This window comes from Shinella sp. CPCC 101442 (genome assembly GCF_024704725.1).
GTDB lineage: Bacteria > Pseudomonadota > Alphaproteobacteria > Rhizobiales > Rhizobiaceae > Shinella.
This window is the reverse complement of record NZ_JALIQS010000004.1, coordinates 582,988-601,264: the sequence shown is the minus strand read 5'-3', so window position 1 is coordinate 601,264 and position 18,277 is coordinate 582,988. Positions and strand designations below refer to the sequence as shown.

The following is an 18,277-nucleotide window of genomic DNA, read 5'->3' as shown; positions in this document are numbered from 1 at the left end:
TCGAGAATGAGTGCCCCATCGTGCCGGACCGGAAATCCCCCCTCGCTCCCTTCCGAAACGAAACCTTTCGGGTGATCTGGGCGGCAAGCCTGATCTCCAATTTCGGCGGGCTCATCCAGTCCGTCGGCGCGGCGTGGATGATGGCCTCCATCTCGTCCTCCGCCAACATGGTGGCGCTGGTGCAGGCCTCCACCTCGCTGCCGATCATGCTGTTCTCGGTGGCCGCCGGCGCGCTTGCCGACAATTTCGACCGGCGCAGGCTCATGCTGACGGCGCAGTGTTTCATGTTCGTCGTCTCGGTCACGCTCACGCTTTGCGCGTGGTACGGGCTGATCACGCCCTGGCTGCTTTTGACCTTTACCTTCCTCATCGGCTGTGGCACGGCGCTGAACAACCCGGCCTGGCAGGCGTCCGTCGGCGACATGGTGCCGCGCGAGGACCTGCCGGCCGCCGTGTCGCTCAACAGCATGGGCTTCAACATCACCCGCAGCGTCGGCCCCGCCATCGGCGGCGTCATCGTCGCCACGGCGGGTGCGGCCGCGGCCTTTGCCGTCAATGCTTGCAGCTACTTCGCCCTTTTCTTCACCCTCTTCCGCTGGAAGCCCAATCTGTCGACGCGCACGCTTCCACGCGAAGATTTCGGCCGCGCGGTCTCGGCCGGCCTGCGCTACGTCTCGATGTCGCCGAATATCGGCAAGGTGCTGCTGCGCGGCTTCGCCTTCGGTCTTGCGACGAGTTCGATCCTGTCGCTTCTGCCGCTGATCGCCCGCGACCTGGTGAACGGCGGACCGCTCACCTTCGGCATCCTGCTCGGCTGTTTCGGGCTAGGCGCCATCGGCGGGGCCTTGATGAACGAGAGGCTGCGCGAGCGTTTCAACAGCGAAACCATCGCCCGCATGGCCTTCACCGGCTTTGCCATCAGCGCGACGGTCGCGGCGACCAGCACCTCGGCGGCGCTGACGGGCGCAGTCCTGCTCATCGCCGGGGCCTCCTGGGTCATGGCGCTCTCGCTGTTCAACACGACGGTGCAGCTTTCCACCCCGCGCTGGGTCGTCGCCCGGGCGCTCTCGCTCTACCAGACCACCACTTTCGGCGGTATCGCGGCCGGCAGCTGGATCTGGGGCACGACCGCCGATACGCACGGCGCGGAGGCCGCCTTGCTGGCTTCGGCGGTCGCGATGATCGCCGGCGCCGCGCTTGGCCTGCGCTATGCCCTTCCCGAACTGCAGAGCCTCAATGTCGACCCGCTCAACCGTTTCAGCGAACCCGACCTGCCACTCGACCTGAAACCACGCAGCGGCCCGATCGTCATTCTGATCGACTACGAGATCGCCGAAGCGGATATTCCGGAGTTCCTGGAGACGATGACCGAGCGGCGGCGCATCCGCATCCGCGATGGCGCCGGACAATGGGCGCTGATGCGCGATCTCGAAAACCCGACGATCTGGACCGAGACCTACCACGTGCCGACCTGGGTGGAATATGTTCGCCACAACCAGCGCCGCACCCATGCGGATGCGGCAAACGGCGAGAAACTACGCCAGTTGCACAGTGGAGCCGAAGATCCGCGCGTGCACCGCATGATCGAACGCCAGACCATCGTTCCGCATGAATACGAACGCTTCAAGCGGCAGATGGATATGCACTGAGCGACAGAGCGCCTACCGCAGCTTGGATTTCAGCGATGCATCCGGATAGCACGTCGGCGCAAGGCCGCTTTTGGCCTGCCAGTCGCCCAGCGAGCGGCGGGTCTTGTAGCCCGGCAGGCCATCGACCTTGCCGACATCGTAACCCTTGGCGACCAGTGCCTTCTGCATGGCGAGCACATCCGAGCGCAGCATCTTTCCGACATCGCCCCAAGCCCCCTGGAACGGCCCGCTGCCATAGGCGATACGGTCAGCGAGATTGCCCAGGAAGAGCGCGTAGAGGTCGGAGTTGTTGTATTCCTTCAGCACGTAGAAATTCGGCGTGACGATGAATTCCGGCCCATGCGTACCGGCCGGAACGAGCATCATGCCGGAGGCCTTGCTCTCGCTGCCCGGAAAGCCCTTGCCGGAAATACGCGTGATACCCGTCGATGCCCAGGCCGAGATCGGCTTGGCGAGATCAGGCCCTTCCTGCGCACAGGAAACGCCCGAGGGAATGGAGACCTCGTAGCCCCAGCCACGGCCGGCCTGCCAACCCTTTTTCGCGAGGTAATTGGCGATGGAGGCAAGACTGTCCGGCACCGAACCCCAGATGTCGCGCACGCCATCACCATCGAAATCGACGGCATATTGCAGGTAGCTGGTCGGCATGAACTGCGGCTGGCCGAGCGCGCCGGCCCAGGAGCCCTTCAGTTGCGCCACCGTCCGGTCACCACCATCGACGATGTGCAGCGCGGCGATCAGCTCCTTGCGGAAGAGATCCTTGCGCGTCGACATGAAGGCCTTTGTCGCGAGCACCTCGACCGCCGAATAGGGGATCTTCGCGCTGCCGAAACCGGATTCACGGCCCCAGACGGCAACGACGATCTCGCCGGGAACGCCGAACCTCTGCTCGATCTTGCGCAGCGTCGATGCGTGGGTCTTGGCAAGACCACGACCCGTTCCCGCCAGCCCCTGCAAGCGCTTTTCCGAAAAATAGGCGCCGGGCGAGGAAAACTCCGCCTGGCTCTGCGCCTGCTCCTTCTTCGGCTTGGAGCCCGGCGGCACGAGATCGGGCAGGTCCCAGTTGAGCGTTACGCCCTCCATAGCCGCGCGAAAAGTCTTTTCGCTGACGCCGGTTTTCTGAGCCGCCGGCCAGAGATCCTTGTCGATCCAGGCGCGGAACATTTTTTCTACCTCGGCCTTGGACGCGGCCGCTGCCGGCAGCGCGAGAGCGAGGGAAAACAGCGCTATGCCGACGGAGGCCTTGAAGGCTTTGCGAATGCTCAAGATCGGTCTCCTTCAGATTGCGGTTCGGGCGCGGAGCGCGGCCGTCAACGTGCCTTCGTCGAGATAATCGAGCTCGCCGCCGACGGGCACGCCATGGGCAAGCCGCGTGATCTTCACGTCGAGGCCCGCAAGCTGGTCGGTGATGTAATGCGCCGTCGTCTGACCCTCGACGGTGGCATTGACGGCGATGATCAATTCCCGCACGCCGCCCTTGGCCACCCGGTCGACGAGGCCGCGGATGTTGAGATCGTCAGGACCGACGCCGTCGAGCGGCGACAGCGTGCCGCCGAGCACATGATAGGCGGCGTTCATGGCGCCGGCGCGCTCCAGCGCCCAGAGGTCGGAAACGTCCTCGACGACGATGATCATCGTGTGGTCACGGCGCACGTCCGTGCAGACCGTGCAGGGATCGCTCGTGTCGACATTGCCGCAGCACGAGCAGATGCGCACCTTGCGATGCGCCTCGCCCATCGCTTCGGCGAGCGGGCCAAGCAGCTGGTCCTTCTTCTTGACGAGATGGAGCGCGGCGCGCCGCGCCGAGCGCGGCCCGAGGCCCGGCACCTTGGCCAGAAGCTGGATGAGTTTTTCGATTTCGGGGCCGGTGACTCGTTTTGCCATTGCCGGTATCTAGCCCATATCAAGGGGAAACGGAATCTCGGGAGTTCGACGCTTGATCAAAATCCTCGCGGTGTGCACGGGCGTCGCCCGTCCAATGCCCGGCAAAACCTACAAGACCGGCATTTTCAAGACGCCGACCGATGCCGCCATCGTCGTCGACCGCGAAGGACTTCTGGGCGATGCCATCTGCAACCGCAAACACCATGGCGGCCCCGAGCAGGCCGTCTACGGCCTCGGCTCCGTGGACCTCGACTGGTGGTCGAAGGACTTGGGCCGCACGATCGTACCCGGCACCTTCGGCGAAAACCTCGTGATCGAAAGCATCGACAGCCGCAGCGTTTCCGTCGGCGACCGGTTCGAGACCGAGAGCGTGCTCCTGGAAGTCACCTCGACGCGCATTCCCTGCAACACACTGACGGCAACCATGGGCGATCCGGGTTTCGCCCGACGTTTCATGCAGGCCGGCCGGCCGGGCTTTTACTGCCGCGTGCTGCGCGACGGCGTGATCCAGGCCGGCGATGCCGTGACCTATACGCCTTTTCACGGCGAGCCCGTCACCATGCCGGAACTGCTGCGTACCTACGGCAGGAACATTTCCGAGGACGACCGTATCCGCTATCTCGCTGCCCCGATCAACGACAAGCTGCGCGCAGCACTCACCGGCTGATCAGCGCGCGGCGATCGCCGCGGCGGCTCCGGCCATGGTGCCGGCACTGAGGCGGTTGGCGATGCGCACGGCGCGCGGGCTCTTCAGGAAGAGGCGGGCGCGGGACGCGAGGAAGACCCAGGCGAGATCGATCGCCACGAGCACGACGAACATGGTGACGACCAGTTCGGCCCAGCCGACCAGCGTGACGGCGCCGAGATCGATGATCGCCGGCAAGAGTGCGACGTAGAACATCATGATCTTGGGATTGCCGAGTGTCACGGTCAGCCCGGCGAAGAACAGTTTTGCGCCCGAGCGCGCCTCGGGCAGCGTCTCGTCGCCGGTTTCCGTCGGCGCGAACCACATTTTCCAGGCGAGATAGAGCAGATAGGCAACGCCGAGCCACTTGATAACGACGAAGGCGGTGTGGAAGGTTTCCGCAATCGCCGCAAGGCCAAGCACGGCAAAGGTGAGCCAGACACCCTCGCCGATCCACATGGCGGCGAGGAAGGGCATTACGTCCTTCGGCCCGCGAGAGAGCACGCGGGCAACGAGCGCCGCAATGCTCGGACCGGGTGAACCGGCTGCCATCATCAGCGCGCCGGCAAAGACAAGCAGGGTCATCAGGCTCATCGGAATTCCTCCTCGGGAAGCCCGAACCCTACAACATCAGAACGGCAGTTTGAAGCCGGGCGGGATCGGCAGGCCGGCGGTCAGCGCCTTGGTGCGTTCGGCGGTTTCGGCCTCAGCCTTGTCCTTGGCGTCCTTGTGGGCGGCGACGATCAGGTCCTCGAGGATTTCGACGTCGTCTTCCTTGAAGAGCGAGGGATCGATCTTCAAGCCCTTGAGATTGCCCTTGCCGTCGAGCGTGACGGAGACGAGACCGCCGCCGGAGGTGCCGTTCACCTCGAGAGCGGCGATCTCCTCCTGCATCTTCTCCATCTTGGCCTGCATTTCCTTGACCTTGCCCATCATGCCCATGATGTCGCGCATCGGTCTCTCCTCTTTTTTGCTTGATATTAGTGTTCGATGTCGTCGCCGGGCAAAATATCGCCCTCGGCGGATTCCGCTGCGGCCGCGACCTCGACGGTCTCGGCCTCCTCTTCGGTTTCCTGCACCTTTATGCGCACGTCGGTGATCTTGGCGCCGGGAAAGCGCTGCAGGATGGCCGCAACGTCAGGGTCCTGGCGCGCATCGGCGACACGGGCTTCCTGCGCCATCGTCTCGGCTTCGGAGAGCGTCGGCCCACCGGCCTCGCGCGACAGGATGACCAGCCAACGCATGCCGGTCCATTCCTGGAGCCGGTTGGAAAGGTCGGCAACCAGCGATTTCGGCGCATCATCCGTCAGGCTGATTTCCAGCTTGCCGGCCTCGACGCTGACGGGCCGCACGAAGGCGCGCAACAGCGCCCGCAGGCGGATGTCGCGGTTCTTGGTGCAGAGATCGGCGATATCGGAGAGCGAGTTGACCGGCACTTTCGGCGCAGCCGCCGGCTGGACGGCCGGCATGGTCTCGATGCGGCCGACCGGCTGCGCGACGGGTTCGGCCTGCGGCACGGGGCGCAGCATGGTAACCGTTCCGCCGCCCGCCTGGGCCCGAACCGGCGAGTCCGGCTGACGCGCGATGGCTGAAACCGAGGCCTGCGCCGAAGGCTGGCCACCGTTGCCGCCCGATTGCGGTGCACGAAAACCGTTGCCACCGCCCTCGCCGCTGGAGAGTTCCGCAACACGACGCGCGGCATCCTCCGGCGAGGGAAGATTGGCGGCATGCGCAAGACGGATGATAACCATTTCGGCGGCACCGGCCGGGCGGCTGGAGGCCTCGGTTTCCGGAATGCCCTTCAGGAGCATCTGCCACATGCGCGATAGCGCCGTGACCGCGATGGTATTGGCGAATTCGACACCGCGCACGCGCTCGACCTCGCTCAGCGACTGATCGCCCGTGGCATCCGGCACATATTTCATGCGGGTGACGAGATGGGTGAAATCGGCAAGGTCCGTCAGCACGACGGAGGGGCTGGCGCCCGCCTCGTATTGCGCGGCGAATTCGGCAAGTGCGGCGGCGGCATCGCCCTTCACGATATGCTCGAAGAGATCGACGATGCGGGCACGGTCGGCAAGGCCGAGCATGGAGCGCACGGCATCGACCTCGACGCGGCCGGCGCCGTGGGCAATCGCCTGATCGAGCAGCGACAGGCCGTCGCGGGCCGAGCCTTCGGCGGCGCGGGCGACCATGGCGAGCGCATCCGGCTCGAATTCGACGCCTTCCTTGCCGAGAATGGTGGTGAACAGGCCAACGAGATCGGAAGCGCCGATGCGGCGCAGGTCGAAACGCTGGCAGCGCGACAGAACGGTGATCGGAACCTTACGGATTTCCGTCGTCGCGAAAATGAACTTCACATGCTCCGGCGGCTCTTCGAGCGTCTTCAACAGGCCGTTGAAGGCCTGCGTCGAAAGCATGTGCACTTCGTCGATGATATAGACCTTGTAGCGCGCCGAAACCGGGCGGTAGCGCACCTGCTCGATGATCTCCCTGATATCGTCGATACCCGTATGGGAGGCGGCGTCCATCTCGATGACGTCGACATGGCGGCCTTCCATGATCGCCTGGCAATGTTCGCCGGGCACGCGGAGGTCGATCGTCGGCTTGTCGATTTCAGAGGTCTTGTAGTTCAGCGCGCGGGCGAGGATGCGGGCGGTCGTGGTCTTGCCGACCCCGCGAACACCAGTCAGCATATAGGCCTGGGCGATACGGCCGGTCTCGAACGCATTGGTCAGCGTGCGAACCATCGGCTCCTGGCCGACCATGAGATCCGAAAAATCCTTCGGCCGGTACTTTCGCGCAAGGACGCGATAGGCGGCGGGCTTTTCGGTGGACGGTTTAGAGGTTTCGTCGCTCATCGACCCTGCCGTTATTCAAATGTCTGTCCCGACAGGACGGCCAGAAGCAGGACGGTAAGGTGGGAGGCTGGCACGATGACCCGTGCCGGAGCTCGTTGGGGCTGCTTCCTTCCGGACCTGACCCGGTTGGCGAGTGGCTCGTCCACCACCAACCTCCCGTCCCCCATATCGGCAATATTCCATCCGAATGCAAGCGCGGCTTACAAAAAACTGTTGGAGGGAAATCAGGCGCGTGGCATGAATCGTTGATAACAGCATGCGGGAGAACCCGATGAGCGATTTTCGACCCGACGAACGGCTGGCGCGCGACAGCGACTTCCTGACCAGGATCGGCCTGTGCGAGCTGCGCCTGATGAAGGACAGCCGCTGGCCCTGGCTGGTTCTCGTGCCGCAGCGCCCCGATGTCTGCGAAATTTTCGATCTCACCCCCCTCGACCAGACCATGCTGACCTTCGAGACGACGCTTGTCGCCGAGGCGCTGAAGACCGTGACGGGCGCCACGAAGATCAATGTTGGGGCGCTCGGCAACATCGTGCGTCAGCTTCACGTCCATGTCATCGCCCGCAGCGAGGATGATCCCAATTGGCCCGGCCCCGTCTGGGGCTTCGGCGCCGCCGAGCCGCGCTCGGCCGATGAAACCAAGGCCTTTTCAGCCAAGCTTTTGGACGCATTGACCCCATGAAGCCATCGCTTTTCGACCTTTATCGCCCGCATGCGGAACCCAGCACCATGGTGGCCTTTGCGGAAAACACGCTCGACCGCCAGTCCGAACACCGCGCCGCAGACTGCCTGGAACAGGCCTTCAAGGCGGAAAACGTGCATGCCTTCGCGATTGCCGGCGGCAAGCTCGTCGTCAAGCATGACGAGAAGATCATCGATCCGCTCTTTGCGCCCTATGAACTTGCCGAACTCGACCCGATCCCGGACGAATCCATTCTGCTCGGCTATCTCAAGAACGGCGAGCCGCGGCTGGCGATCCCCGTCCGCGCCGACCCGGAGACGCTGCAGGAGCCGCTGAAGGCCACCGACGGGCGCACGCTCTATCGCCAGCAGATGCTCGACGACGACCTGCTCGGCCAGTTCGCGCAGGCCTCCAGCCTGATGACCTGGAACGGCAACAACCGCTTCTGCGGCAAATGCGGATCGCCGACCCGCTCGGAGATCGGCGGCTACCGCCGCGTCTGCGAGGCGTGCAGCCATACGATCTTCCCGCGCACCGACCCGGTCGCCATCATGCTGGTCATCGATATCGAGCGGGACCTCTGCCTGCTCGGCCGCTCGCCGCACTTCCAGCCGGGCATGTATTCCTGCCTCGCGGGCTTTCTGGAGCCGGGTGAGACGATCGAACACACGGTGCGCCGCGAGACGCTGGAGGAATCCGGCATCAAGGTGGGGCGTGTGCGCTACCATGCTTCGCAGCCCTGGCCGATGCCGCACTCCCTGATGATCGGCTGCTATGCCGAGGCGATCTCCTTCCACATCCGCCGCGACGAGACGGAACTGGAGGATTGCCGCTGGTTCACCCGCGCGGAAACGGCTGACATGATCGAGCGCAGCGCCATGTCAGGCGCGACACCCGGCGCCACCACGCCACCGCCGAAAGGTGCCATCGCGCACCGTCTGATGCGCGACTGGCTGGACTGGAAGATTTAAAAGGCGCTGCGCATCGGATGCGCCCTGTAGGTCCCGAGAATGCGGACCTTTTCCGAGAAGAAACGCAGTTCATCGAGCGCACGGCGCACATGCGGATCATCGGGATGACCTTCGATATCGGCATAGAACTGCGTCGCCGTGAAGGTGCCGCCGATCTGGTAGCTTTCGAGCTTCGTCATGTTGATGCCATTCGTGGCAAAGCCGCCGAGCGCCTTGTAGAGCGCGGCCGGGATGTTGCGCACGTTGAAGATGAAGGTCGTGACGATGATCTCGTCCTCGACCCGCTCGGCCACGACAGGCTCGCGCGACAGGACGACGAAACGCGTGACGTTGCTTTCGGTGTCCTCGACATTTTCAGCGATGATCGAGAGGCCGTAGAGATCGGCGGCGAGACGCGGCGCGAGCGCCGCCATGGATCGGTCGCCGGTCTCCGAGACGAGTTTTGCCGCCCCTGCCGTATCCCCGGCGATAACAGGCTTCCAGCCGTTGAGGCGCACGATCTTGCGGCACTGGCCGAGCGCATGGATGTGGCTGTGGACCGTGCGGACCTCTTCCTTCGAGACACCCGGCAGCACCATGAGCTGGAAACGGATCGGCATGAAATATTCGCCAACAATGTGCAGGCGCGATTCCGGCAGCAGGTGATGAATGTCGGCGACGCGGCCGGCAATCGTGTTCTCGATCGGGATCATGCCGAGATCGGCATCGCCGTTCTCGACGGCCAGCAGCGCATCCTCGAAGGTCTGGCAGGGCAGCGGATCCATGGTCGGAAACATGTCGCGGCTCGCCATGTCGGAATTGGCGCCGAACTCGCCCTGGAAGGCGATGCGGTTGGTCTTCATGGTCATGGCAGGTCCGATCAGATGGGGTTGGCCGCAAGCATCGCGCGGGCCTTTTCGAGGTCGGCGGGAGTATCGACACCGAGCGGAACCGTGTCAACGATCTCGACATCGATGCGCATGCCGGCTTCGAGCGCCCGTAACTGCTCCAGCGATTCGCGCTTTTCCAACGTCGAGGGCTTCAGCGCGACGAAGGCTTCGAGCGCCTTGCGGCGGTAGGCGTAGAGGCCGATATGGTGGTAGAGCGGCCCATTGCCGTGCGGCGCGGTCGCGCGCGTGAAATAAAGCGCGCGCAAACGGGTTTCGCCAACGGGCGATCCGACGACCTTCACCACGTTCGGATTGGTCTTCTCGTGTTCGTCGCGGATTTCCGTCGTCAGCGTCGCGATATCGGTCCCGGCGTTTTCCAGCGGACGCAGGGCTGCCCGGATCGTCTCGGGATCGATGGTCGGCAGATCGCCCTGCACGTTGATGATCAGCTCGGCGCGGCCCTCCGGATCGCTTTTCGTCAGCGCCTCGTAGATGCGGTCGGAACCGGACTGGTGATCGATCCGCGTCATGACCGCCTCGAAGCCTGCCGCCACGACGGCATCGAAGACCGTCTGGTCGTCCACCGCGACGACGACACGGCCGACATCGGCGGCGGCGGCGCGACGTGCCACCTGAACGATCATCGGCAGGCCGGCAATATCGGCCAGCGGCTTGCCCGGAAGCCGGGTCGAGGCCATGCGCGCCGGAATGAGCACGAGGGTCTTGTCAAAATTGGCGGAATTCATCGCAGGCCCTTCAAAACCCCCTGGAAAAGTGTCAAAAAGTCTCAGTGCGGGGGCTACAATCACTGTTGCAACGAAGCAGCAAAAGACATAGGTTCCGCGCGATTTCAAGACTGGCAGTGTCATGTCCGCCGGTCGCTAGGGGAGCGTTTGGATGAACTCTTATGTGAACATGGGCGTGGGTGCCCTGCTCGGCACCGTCTTCGTACTGATGTCCGTGTCGATCGCTTCTGAAGGCATTTTCCATTCGGGCCATCCCGAGAAGGAAGGTTTCGCGATTGTTGCCGAGGAAACTGGCGGCGAAGAGGCCGGCGGCGGCGAAGCTGCCAAGGCCACGCCGATCGCAACCCTGCTCGCGAGCGCCGATGCGGGCGCCGGCGAAACCGTCTTCAAGAAATGTGCGAGCTGTCACACCCCAGAGAAGGGTGGCCCGAACAAGGTCGGCCCCAATCTCTGGGACATCGTGAACCGCCCGATCGCCGCGCATGAAGGCTTCAGCTATTCCGCCGGCATGACCACCTTCTCCGAAGGCCACAAGATCGTCTGGGATTTCGATCACCTGAGCTTCTTCCTGGAGGCACCCAAGAAGCATGTCCCGGGCACCGCCATGGGCTTCGCCGGTATCAAGAAGGAAGACGAGCGCGCCAACCTGATCGCGTATCTGCGCACGCTTTCCGACAACCCGGCGGCTCTGCCGACTCCGTCCGCCGAGGGCGCTGCCGCGACCGGCACGGAAGGTGCTGCTCCGGCCGAGGGCGCGACGGCGACCGAAGGCGGTGCTGCCGCAACGACGACCGAGGGTGCGACGACGCCAGCCGAAGGTGGCGCTGCGACGACCACGACCGAGGGCGCTGCCCCGGCCGAAGGCGGCACGACGACCGAACAGCCGGCCGCTCAGTAAAGCAGAGCATCAGCCAAGAACACGAAACCCGGCCTTCGCGCCGGGTTTTTTTGTTTGTCGGCACCCTATCCGGATGTCGGAAGCGGCTTCAGGCCTTCATCCGCCCGCCGCCGCAAAAACACTTTCAGCCGAGCAGCCAGGCCCAGAAAGAAACCGTGAACACCCCGAGCGCGGTCGTCATTGTTATCGTCGAGGATGCCAGCCCATGGCCGACGCCGAAATGGTTGGCCAGCAGCCAGGCGTTGACGCCCGTCGGCACGGAGGAGGTCAGCACCATCGCCGTCGTCCATTCCGGGCTGAGGCCGAGCAAGCGGCAGGCGACGTAAACGGAACCCGGCAGCAACAGCAGCTTCAGGCTCGTCATGGCAAGCGCAATGCCGGCATTACCGCCAACCTTGTACTTGTTGAGCACCATGCCGATGGAGACGAGCGCGGCAGGTGCGGCCATGGCCGCGATCTGGTCGACCACCACCTTTACCGGTCCGACAAGCGGCACGCCGCCCACATGGAACAGCGCACCGGCGGCGAGGCCGATGACAAGCGGGTTGCGCATGAGGCTCTTGCCGATGCCGAGGAAGAGGGCAGCAAAGCTTTGCGGCTCGCGCGTGCCTTCCTTGCGCTCGGCCCGTTCCATCAGGATGGTGCCGGCGATCATCATGGTCGGCAGGTGCACCGAAAGCAGCACCGAGATCGCCACCAGCCCCTCTTCGCCGACGACACGCGCCACGAGCGGCAAGCCGATGAAGACCGTATTGGCGAAGCCGGCGGAAACGCCGGCAAGCACGCCGATGCGCCGGTCGCGCTTGAAACCGATCGTCGCGACGAGATGCGCCACCGTCCAGGTGACGGCGACCCCCCCGAAATAGGCGACCCAGATGCGCCAGGGTGCCTCCCCGGCAAATTCGGCCTCCGCGATGGTCCTGAAAAGCAAGAGCGGCACGGCAACCCGGAAGACGAACTCACCCAGCCCCTCGCCCAGTTCCTCCCGAAGATAGCCGGTGCGAACGAGCAGCCAGCCGATCAGGATCATTGCAAAGACGGGAAGAACATTGAGAGCGACGTCGGACATGGACCATTCCGGACAGGAAGCAGACGGCGGCGCGCGCCGTCTCGGGAAGCGGGTCCATCGGTAGAGCAATCGTCTGGAGGGGTCCAGCACCAAGCGGGAGGCCCCGGCAAAATGAAAAAAGCGAGGGTTATCCCCCCGCTTCCTCATCCCGGCATGGCCGGGGAAGTGTTTCGCGCGGTGCCAGTACATCCGTGGTCACTGCGGCCTGAAACACGACTTTCGTGTCTGACGAGGTTTCTACCGACCACCTGTTACAGCGGTATGACAGAAAATCGCCCGTCGATGAGATGAAGTCTGCGCCGATATGGTTAACAAAAGGTTAACGCCAGGGCCGGCAAAATATTTCGCGATACCGGCGATTGAACTGGCCCTCCCAAACGTCTTTCCCCTGGTTCCATGCGCCATGCCATTGCGACCTCGCCACGCTCTGTCTTTCGATTGACAAGCTGGCCCCCGGTCAGGACAGTGGCGGCGGCAACGAGACGGCAGCGGTAGGAGGACTTCATGTCTAAACGCGCATTCCTGGGTTTCTCGGCACTTCTTCTAGCGGCCATCACCTCCCCTGCCCTACCGGCCCATGCGGAAGAGACACGCTCCGTCGTAACGACCGAAAACAGCGACTATTTCGGCTTCGACCTGCGCACAGTGCAGGATGTGACGCTCGACCAGTGCAAGAGCGACTGCGTGGACGACCTCTCCTGCCGCGCCTTCACCTATAATCCCAAGGTGAAGTGGTGCTTCCTGAAGAGCGACTTCAACCAGCTCAACCATTTCCAGGGCGCGATTGCCGGCAAGATCCTCAAGGCGGACAATGCAGCCGATATCGGCGCACCGTCGGCCATGCCCTTTATCACCGAGTACATGCTGACCGACGCCCGCTCGTTCCGCGACAATCTCGCGCTCGCCGCCGATCAGGCCGGCCAGGGCGCGGAGAGCCTCGCCTCGCTCGGCCGCATCGAGACGGCTTCGAGCCGCTTCGACCAGGCACTCGCCGCCTATAAAGGCGCGTTGTCGCTGGCACCGGACGACTATTTCCTCTGGATCGAGACGGCCGAGGCCATGGGCCGCGCCTTCAACAACAGCTATCTCGCCGGCCAAGGCGCACTGGCCGCGATCAACGCCTATCAGCTTTCGCGCACGACCGAGACACGCGCCCGCGCGCTTGCCGTGCTCGGTGACACGCTCGACAAGTCGAGCAACTACCGCGCCGGCATCAATGCCTACAAGGCGAGCCTCGACCTGAAGGATGACGTCGCCGTCCGCTCGGCCTATCTCGGCCTGCGTGCCCGCCAGGGCTTCCGCATCGTCAACCACACGATCGATTCCGACAGCGCGACGCCGCGCGCCTGCGTGGAATTCTCCGAACCGCTGGTGAAATCCGGTGCCGACTACGCCTCTTTCGTCACGCTCGATGGCGCCGCACCCAAGGCGGTGGAAGCCAAGGACCGGCAGATCTGCGTCGAGGGCCTGAACCACGGCCAGCGCTACAAGATCACGTTCCGCGCCGGCCTGCCGTCGTCGGTCGACGAGCCGCTGGCCGCCGCCTCGGACCTCGATATCTATGTGCAGGACCGCGCAGCGACGGTGCGCTTCACCGGTGACGGCTTCGTGCTGCCCGGCAGCGTTCGCCGCGGCATCCCGATCGTCTCCGTCAACACCGACAGCGCCGACCTGAAGCTCTACCGCGTCGGCGACCGCGCCATCACCTCGCTGCTTTCGGAAAGCCGCTTCCTCACCCAGCTCGACGGCTATTCGGCCAGCCGCATCGAGAACGATAATGGCGAACTCGTCTGGCAGGGCAAGATCGATATCTCGCCGGAGCTGAACAAGGACGTCGTCACCAGCTTCCCGGTCGATGAGGCATTGCCTGAGCGCAAGCCCGGCGTCTATGTGCTGACCGCCAGCGCCTCGAACGGCCGCAGCAACGAATGGGACACCAGGGCGACGCAATGGTTCGTCGTCTCCGATGTCGGTCTCACCACCTATGCCGGCACGGATGGGCTCAACGTCTTCGCCCGCTCGCTCGATACCGCCGGCCCGCTTGCAGACGTCGAGCTGCAGCTGATCGCCAAGAACAACGAAATCCTGGGAACAGCGACAACCGATGCGGATGGCCGCGCGACCTTTACCGCCGGCCTGATGCGCGGCACCGCCGCCAACACGCCCGCCGTGATCCTTGCCAGAAAGGGCGAAGGCGACTTCGTCTTCCTCGACATGACGCGCGCCGGCTTCGACCTCTCCGACCGCGGTGTCACCGGCCGCCCGGCCCCGGGCGCTGTCGACGTGCTGGCCTGGACCGAACGCGGCATCTACCGCGCCGGCGAGACGGTGCATGCTTCGGCGCTCGCCCGCGATATCGAGGCGAATGCCGTCGAGAAGCTGCCGCTCACCTTCATCTTCAACCGGCCCGACGGCGTGGAAGACCGCCGCATGGTGTCGGATGGTGCAGCACTCGGCGGCCATACGATCGATCTGCCGCTGCAGGAAAACAGCATGCGCGGCACCTGGACCATGCAGGTCTTCACCGATCCGAAGGGTACGGCGATTGCCGAAAAGACCTTCCTCGTCGATGACTTCGTGCCCGACCGCATCGAATTCGACATGACGAGCGCGGCAAAGGAGATCGAAACCAGCGTTGCCGCTCCCGTTTCCGTCGAAGGCCGCTATCTCTACGGTGCGCCGGGTGCCGGCCTGGAGATCGAGGGCGACGTGGCGCTGAAGCCGACCCGTCAGGATCCTGCCTATCCGGACTATGTCTTCGGTCTTGCCGATGAAGAGGCGATCGAGGAAAGCCGTATCCCGCTCGAAGGCCTCGACGTGCTCGACGATGACGGCAAGGCGACCTTCGACGTCAATGTCACAGATCTGCCCGCCACCACCCAGCGCCTCGAAGCGCTCGTAACGCTGCGCATGATGGAGGCCGGCGGCCGCGCCGTCGAGCGTAACCTTATCCTGCCGGTCAAGGCGCCCGGTGCGATGATCGGCGTGAAGCCGGAATTCAAGGGCGACCTCTCGGAAAACACCGTTGCCAACTTCCACGTCGTCGCCATCGGCGCCGATGGCAAGAAGGAGGCGATGCAGGGCCTGCCCTGGAAGCTGCTCGCGGTCGAGCGGAACTACCAGTGGTATCGCGACGGCAGCTCGTGGCGCTACGAGCCCGTGCTTTCGACGACGCAGATCGCCAACGGCACGGTCGATGTCGCCGCTGACGGCGGCAAGATTTCCGTGCCCGTCACCTGGGGCCGCTACCGCCTCGAAGTCGAAAGCCCGGAGCCTGAAGGACCGGCCACCAGCGTCGAATTCGACGCCGGCTGGTATGTCGCCGCAAGCTCGACGGAAACACCCGACGCGCTGGAGATTTCACTCGACAAGGAAAACTATGCGGTCGGCGACACCGCCAAACTGAAGATCTCGCCGCGCCATGCCGGCCAGCTCCTCATCACCATCGGTGCCGAAAGCCTCGTTGCAACCCAGACGGCCGCCATCGGCGCGGAGGGCGGCGAGGTCGAAATTCCCATCACCAAGGAATGGGGCCCCGGCTCCTATGTTACCGCAACGCTCTTCCGTCCCGGCTCCGACCAGGAAAGCCGCATGCCGATGCGCGCCATCGGCATCACCTGGCTGAAGGTCGATCCGGCAGACCGCAAGCTTGATGTCGCACTCGACGTCCCGGAAAAGACCCTGCCGCGCCAGCCGCTCGACATTTCCCTGAAGGTTGCCGGTGCCGACGCCAATGAAGAAGCCTATATAACGGTAGCCGCCGTGGATGTCGGCATCCTCAACCTCACGCGCTACGAAGCGCCCGATCCGGCCACCTGGTACTTTGGTCAGCGCCGCCTCGGCATGGAAATCCGCGATCTCTACGGCCGCCTGATCGACGGCTCGCTCGGCGCTACAGGCCGTCTGCGCACCGGTGGCGACGGCGGCGAAGGTGCCCTTCTGGGCGACCCGCCGAAGGAAAATCTCGTCGCCTTCTTCGCCGGTCCGGTGAAGCTCGATGCCGACGGCAACGCCAAGGTCAGCTTCGATATCCCGCAGTTCAACGGCACCGCCCGCGTCATGGCCGTCGCCTGGACGAAGACCGGTGTCGGCAGCGCTTCGAAGGACGTCGTCATCCGCGATCCCATCGTCGTGACGGCGAGCCTGCCGAAGTTCCTCGCCCCCGGGGACCGTTCGGATCTGCGTCTCGATATCGCCAATACCGATGCGCCGGCCGGCGACTACACGCTCGAGATCACGCACAATGCCTCGGTCATGGTCGAACAGACCGGCGCCGGGCAGACGGTGAAGCTCGACGTCGGCGGCAAGACCGCGCTGACCCTTCCGCTGATCGGCGGCGAGATCGGCGACGGCCTCGTCACGGTGAAGCTTACCAATGGCAGCGGCCTATCGCTCGAACAGGCGCTCAACGTGCCGGTCCGTCCGGCCGCCATGCCGATCACCACGCGCCGGCCGCTTGAAATCGCCGCCAATGGCAGCCTGACGATCGATGACCAGCTGCTGGCCGACAGCCAGCTTGCCGGTGCTTCGGTCAGCGTCAGCGTGTCGCGGGCCGCCGCCTTCGACGTCCCGGCGCTCCTGATGTCGCTCGACCGCTACCCCTATGGCTGCACCGAGCAGACATCGAGCCGCGCCCTGCCGCTGCTCTATCTCAGCGAGCTTTCCAAGCAGTCCGGCCTGCCGGAAGACACGGAAACGCAGAAGCGTGTACAGGACGCCATCTACCGCGTGCTGGCCAACCAGTCCTCGACCGGCAGCTTCGGCCTGTGGGGTCCCGGCTACGGCGACCTCTGGCTCGACGCCTTCGTCACCGACTTCCTGACCCGTGCCCGCGAGCAGAAGTTCGACGTGCCGGAACAGGCCATGCTGCAGGCGCTGAACAACCTGCAGAATGCGCTGTCCTACGACGTCAACGTCTCCACGCAGGGCAACGAGATCGCCTATGCGCTCTACGTGCTTGCCCGCAACCGCAAGGCCGCGATCAGCGACCTGCGCTACTACGCCGATACGAAACTGTCGGAGTTCTCCTCGCCGTTCGCCCGCGCACAGATTGGTGCCGCGCTCGGTCTCTATGGCGACGCCCAGCGCGCAACGACGATCTTCTCCAACGCGCTCGGCCTGTCCCGCGACAGCATCATGACCGCCAGCCTCTCGCGAAACGACTATGGTTCGTCGCTGCGTGACGGTGCCGCGATCCTGGCGCTCGCCGCCGAGGCACGGCCGGTTCCGGGCATCATTCCGGAACTCTCCAAGCTCGTCGCCAAGCAATGGGAGAACAAGCGCTGGACCAGCACCCAGGAACAGACCTGGATGCTGCTCGCCGCCCGCTCGGTGAAGGATGCCGACAAGGACCTGAAGCTCGAAGTCAACGGCGCCGCGCGCGCCGGCGGCTATGCCGCGCAGATGACGGGCAAGTCCCTGCTGGAAAACCCGCTGACCATCGCCAACCGCACCGATGAGCCGGTTTCCGCCGTTCTCACCACGGTCGCGGCCCCGCTCGATCCACTGCCGGCCGGCGGTGACGGCTTTGCCATCGAGCGCACCTACTTCACGCTCGACGGCGAGGAGGCGAATGTCACGGAGGCACAGCAGAACGAGCGCTACGTCGTGGTGCTGAAGGTGACGGAGCACAACAACTGGGCCTCGCGCATCATCATCACCGACCTCTTGCCCGCCGGTTTCGAGATCGACAATCCGAGCCTCGTCGACAGCGCGAAGCTCGCCAATTTCGACTGGCTCGGCGAGACGGAAGCGGCGCATACGGAGTTCCGCTACGACCGTTTCGTCGCGGCCTTCAACCGCAGCGAAGGCGACAACCGCGACGTGACGCTCGCCTATGTCGTGCGCGCCGTGACCCCCGGCACCTATGACCTGCCGGCCGCCCAGGTGGAGGACATGTACCGTCCGCAATACTCCGCCCGCACAGCGACCGGCCGCATGCAAGTCGTCAAGGCCGAGTAAGG

The 18,277-nt window shown here is 64.4% G+C and carries 14 protein-coding genes and 1 other RNA gene; 6 read left to right on the top strand and 9 right to left on the bottom strand.

The window, feature by feature from the left end; all coding sequences use genetic code 11:
- Positions 1 to 20: 20 nt before the first annotated feature.
- On the top strand, positions 21 to 1,649 hold the full coding sequence (locus MUO32_RS18250) for an MFS transporter (RefSeq protein WP_257949789.1): 1,629 nt from the start codon (positions 21 to 23) through the stop codon (positions 1,647 to 1,649).
- A gap of 12 nt (positions 1,650 to 1,661) precedes the next feature.
- Here the strand turns inward: MUO32_RS18250 and MUO32_RS18245 are convergent, their stop codons facing one another.
- Together MUO32_RS18245 and recR are read right to left on the bottom strand one after the other, a co-directional pair.
- The gene (locus tag MUO32_RS18245) at positions 1,662 to 2,879 is read right to left on the bottom strand and encodes a lytic murein transglycosylase (RefSeq protein WP_257949974.1); all 1,218 of its coding nucleotides are present in this window, start codon (positions 2,877 to 2,879) and stop codon (positions 1,662 to 1,664) included.
- A gap of 48 nt (positions 2,880 to 2,927) precedes the next feature.
- Positions 2,928 to 3,533, bottom strand: a complete 606-nt coding sequence (recR, locus tag MUO32_RS18240) for a recombination mediator RecR (RefSeq protein WP_257949788.1) — start codon at positions 3,531 to 3,533, stop codon at positions 2,928 to 2,930.
- Between the two features lie 55 nt (positions 3,534 to 3,588).
- On the opposite strand from recR, the gene MUO32_RS18235 reads away from it, so the two are divergent.
- On the top strand, positions 3,589 to 4,200 hold the full coding sequence (locus MUO32_RS18235; RefSeq protein WP_257949973.1) for an MOSC domain-containing protein: 612 nt from the start codon (positions 3,589 to 3,591) through the stop codon (positions 4,198 to 4,200).
- Here the strand turns inward: MUO32_RS18235 and MUO32_RS18230 are convergent, their stop codons facing one another.
- The 4 genes from MUO32_RS18230 to ffs form a co-directional block, all read right to left on the bottom strand.
- Positions 4,201 to 4,812, bottom strand: coding sequence for a LysE family translocator (locus tag MUO32_RS18230; RefSeq protein WP_257949787.1), 612 nt, complete (start codon positions 4,810 to 4,812; stop codon positions 4,201 to 4,203). It abuts the gene before it with no gap.
- Between the two features lie 36 nt (positions 4,813 to 4,848).
- Positions 4,849 to 5,172, bottom strand: coding sequence for a YbaB/EbfC family nucleoid-associated protein (locus tag MUO32_RS18225; RefSeq protein WP_069060033.1), 324 nt, complete (start codon positions 5,170 to 5,172; stop codon positions 4,849 to 4,851).
- 26 nt (positions 5,173 to 5,198) lie between these two features.
- Positions 5,199 to 7,079 (bottom strand): DNA polymerase III subunit gamma/tau, encoded by a 1,881-nt coding sequence (locus MUO32_RS18220; protein ID WP_257949786.1) that lies wholly within the window; start codon positions 7,077 to 7,079, stop codon positions 5,199 to 5,201.
- Between the two features lie 59 nt (positions 7,080 to 7,138).
- An RNA gene (ffs, locus tag MUO32_RS18215) (signal recognition particle sRNA small type) lies at positions 7,139 to 7,236 on the bottom strand.
- A gap of 114 nt (positions 7,237 to 7,350) precedes the next feature.
- On the opposite strand from ffs, the gene MUO32_RS18210 reads away from it, so the two are divergent.
- Together MUO32_RS18210 and nudC are read left to right on the top strand one after the other, a co-directional pair.
- Entirely contained in the window at positions 7,351 to 7,761 is a 411-nt protein-coding gene (locus tag MUO32_RS18210; RefSeq protein WP_257949785.1) for an HIT domain-containing protein, read from the top strand.
- Positions 7,758 to 8,732, top strand: coding sequence for an NAD(+) diphosphatase (gene nudC, locus MUO32_RS18205; protein ID WP_257949784.1), 975 nt, complete (start codon positions 7,758 to 7,760; stop codon positions 8,730 to 8,732). The genes MUO32_RS18210 and nudC overlap by 4 nt, the downstream gene beginning before the upstream one ends.
- Here the strand turns inward: nudC and MUO32_RS18200 are convergent.
- Entirely contained in the window at positions 8,729 to 9,580 is an 852-nt protein-coding gene (locus tag MUO32_RS18200; RefSeq protein WP_257949783.1) for a prephenate dehydratase, read from the bottom strand. The two genes, nudC and MUO32_RS18200, sit on opposite strands and share 4 nt — an antisense overlap.
- 11 nt (positions 9,581 to 9,591) lie before the next feature.
- Complete coding sequence (locus MUO32_RS18195; protein ID WP_257949782.1) at positions 9,592 to 10,347, bottom strand: 3-deoxy-manno-octulosonate cytidylyltransferase; 756 nt, start codon at positions 10,345 to 10,347, stop codon at positions 9,592 to 9,594.
- Between the two features lie 151 nt (positions 10,348 to 10,498).
- Between MUO32_RS18195 and MUO32_RS18190 the strand changes: the two genes are divergently transcribed.
- Positions 10,499 to 11,245 (top strand): cytochrome c family protein, encoded by a 747-nt coding sequence (locus MUO32_RS18190; protein ID WP_257949781.1) that lies wholly within the window; start codon positions 10,499 to 10,501, stop codon positions 11,243 to 11,245.
- Between the two features lie 124 nt (positions 11,246 to 11,369).
- Here the strand turns inward: MUO32_RS18190 and MUO32_RS18185 are convergent, their stop codons facing one another.
- A complete protein-coding gene (locus MUO32_RS18185) occupies positions 11,370 to 12,314 on the bottom strand; it encodes an AEC family transporter (RefSeq protein WP_257949780.1) in 945 nt (314 codons plus the stop codon).
- Positions 12,315 to 12,818: 504 nt separating this feature from the next.
- On the opposite strand from MUO32_RS18185, the gene MUO32_RS18180 reads away from it, so the two are divergent.
- On the top strand, positions 12,819 to 18,275 hold the full coding sequence (locus tag MUO32_RS18180; RefSeq protein ID WP_257949779.1) for an alpha-2-macroglobulin family protein: 5,457 nt from the start codon (positions 12,819 to 12,821) through the stop codon (positions 18,273 to 18,275).
- Positions 18,276 to 18,277: the final 2 nt, after the last annotated feature.

What these genes read in the sequence shown, in the direction of transcription:
- MUO32_RS18210 (WP_257949785.1), top strand. Translation starts at nt 7,351, where the DNA reads ATGAGCGATTTTCGACCCGACGAACGGCTGGCGCGCGACAGCGACTTC.
- MUO32_RS18220 (WP_257949786.1), bottom strand. Translation starts at nt 7,079, where the DNA reads ATGAGCGACGAAACCTCTAAACCGTCCACCGAAAAGCCCGCCGCCTAT.
- nudC (WP_257949784.1), top strand. Translation starts at nt 7,758, where the DNA reads ATGAAGCCATCGCTTTTCGACCTTTATCGCCCGCATGCGGAACCCAGC.
- MUO32_RS18200 (WP_257949783.1), bottom strand. Translation starts at nt 9,580, where the DNA reads ATGACCATGAAGACCAACCGCATCGCCTTCCAGGGCGAGTTCGGCGCC.
- MUO32_RS18195 (WP_257949782.1), bottom strand. Translation starts at nt 10,347, where the DNA reads ATGAATTCCGCCAATTTTGACAAGACCCTCGTGCTCATTCCGGCGCGC.
- MUO32_RS18225 (WP_069060033.1), bottom strand. Translation starts at nt 5,172, where the DNA reads ATGCGCGACATCATGGGCATGATGGGCAAGGTCAAGGAAATGCAGGCC.
- recR (WP_257949788.1), bottom strand. Translation starts at nt 3,533, where the DNA reads ATGGCAAAACGAGTCACCGGCCCCGAAATCGAAAAACTCATCCAGCTT.
- MUO32_RS18230 (WP_257949787.1), bottom strand. Translation starts at nt 4,812, where the DNA reads ATGAGCCTGATGACCCTGCTTGTCTTTGCCGGCGCGCTGATGATGGCA.
- MUO32_RS18185 (WP_257949780.1), bottom strand. Translation starts at nt 12,314, where the DNA reads ATGTCCGACGTCGCTCTCAATGTTCTTCCCGTCTTTGCAATGATCCTG.
- MUO32_RS18190 (WP_257949781.1), top strand. Translation starts at nt 10,499, where the DNA reads ATGAACTCTTATGTGAACATGGGCGTGGGTGCCCTGCTCGGCACCGTC.
- MUO32_RS18180 (WP_257949779.1), top strand. Translation starts at nt 12,819, where the DNA reads ATGTCTAAACGCGCATTCCTGGGTTTCTCGGCACTTCTTCTAGCGGCC.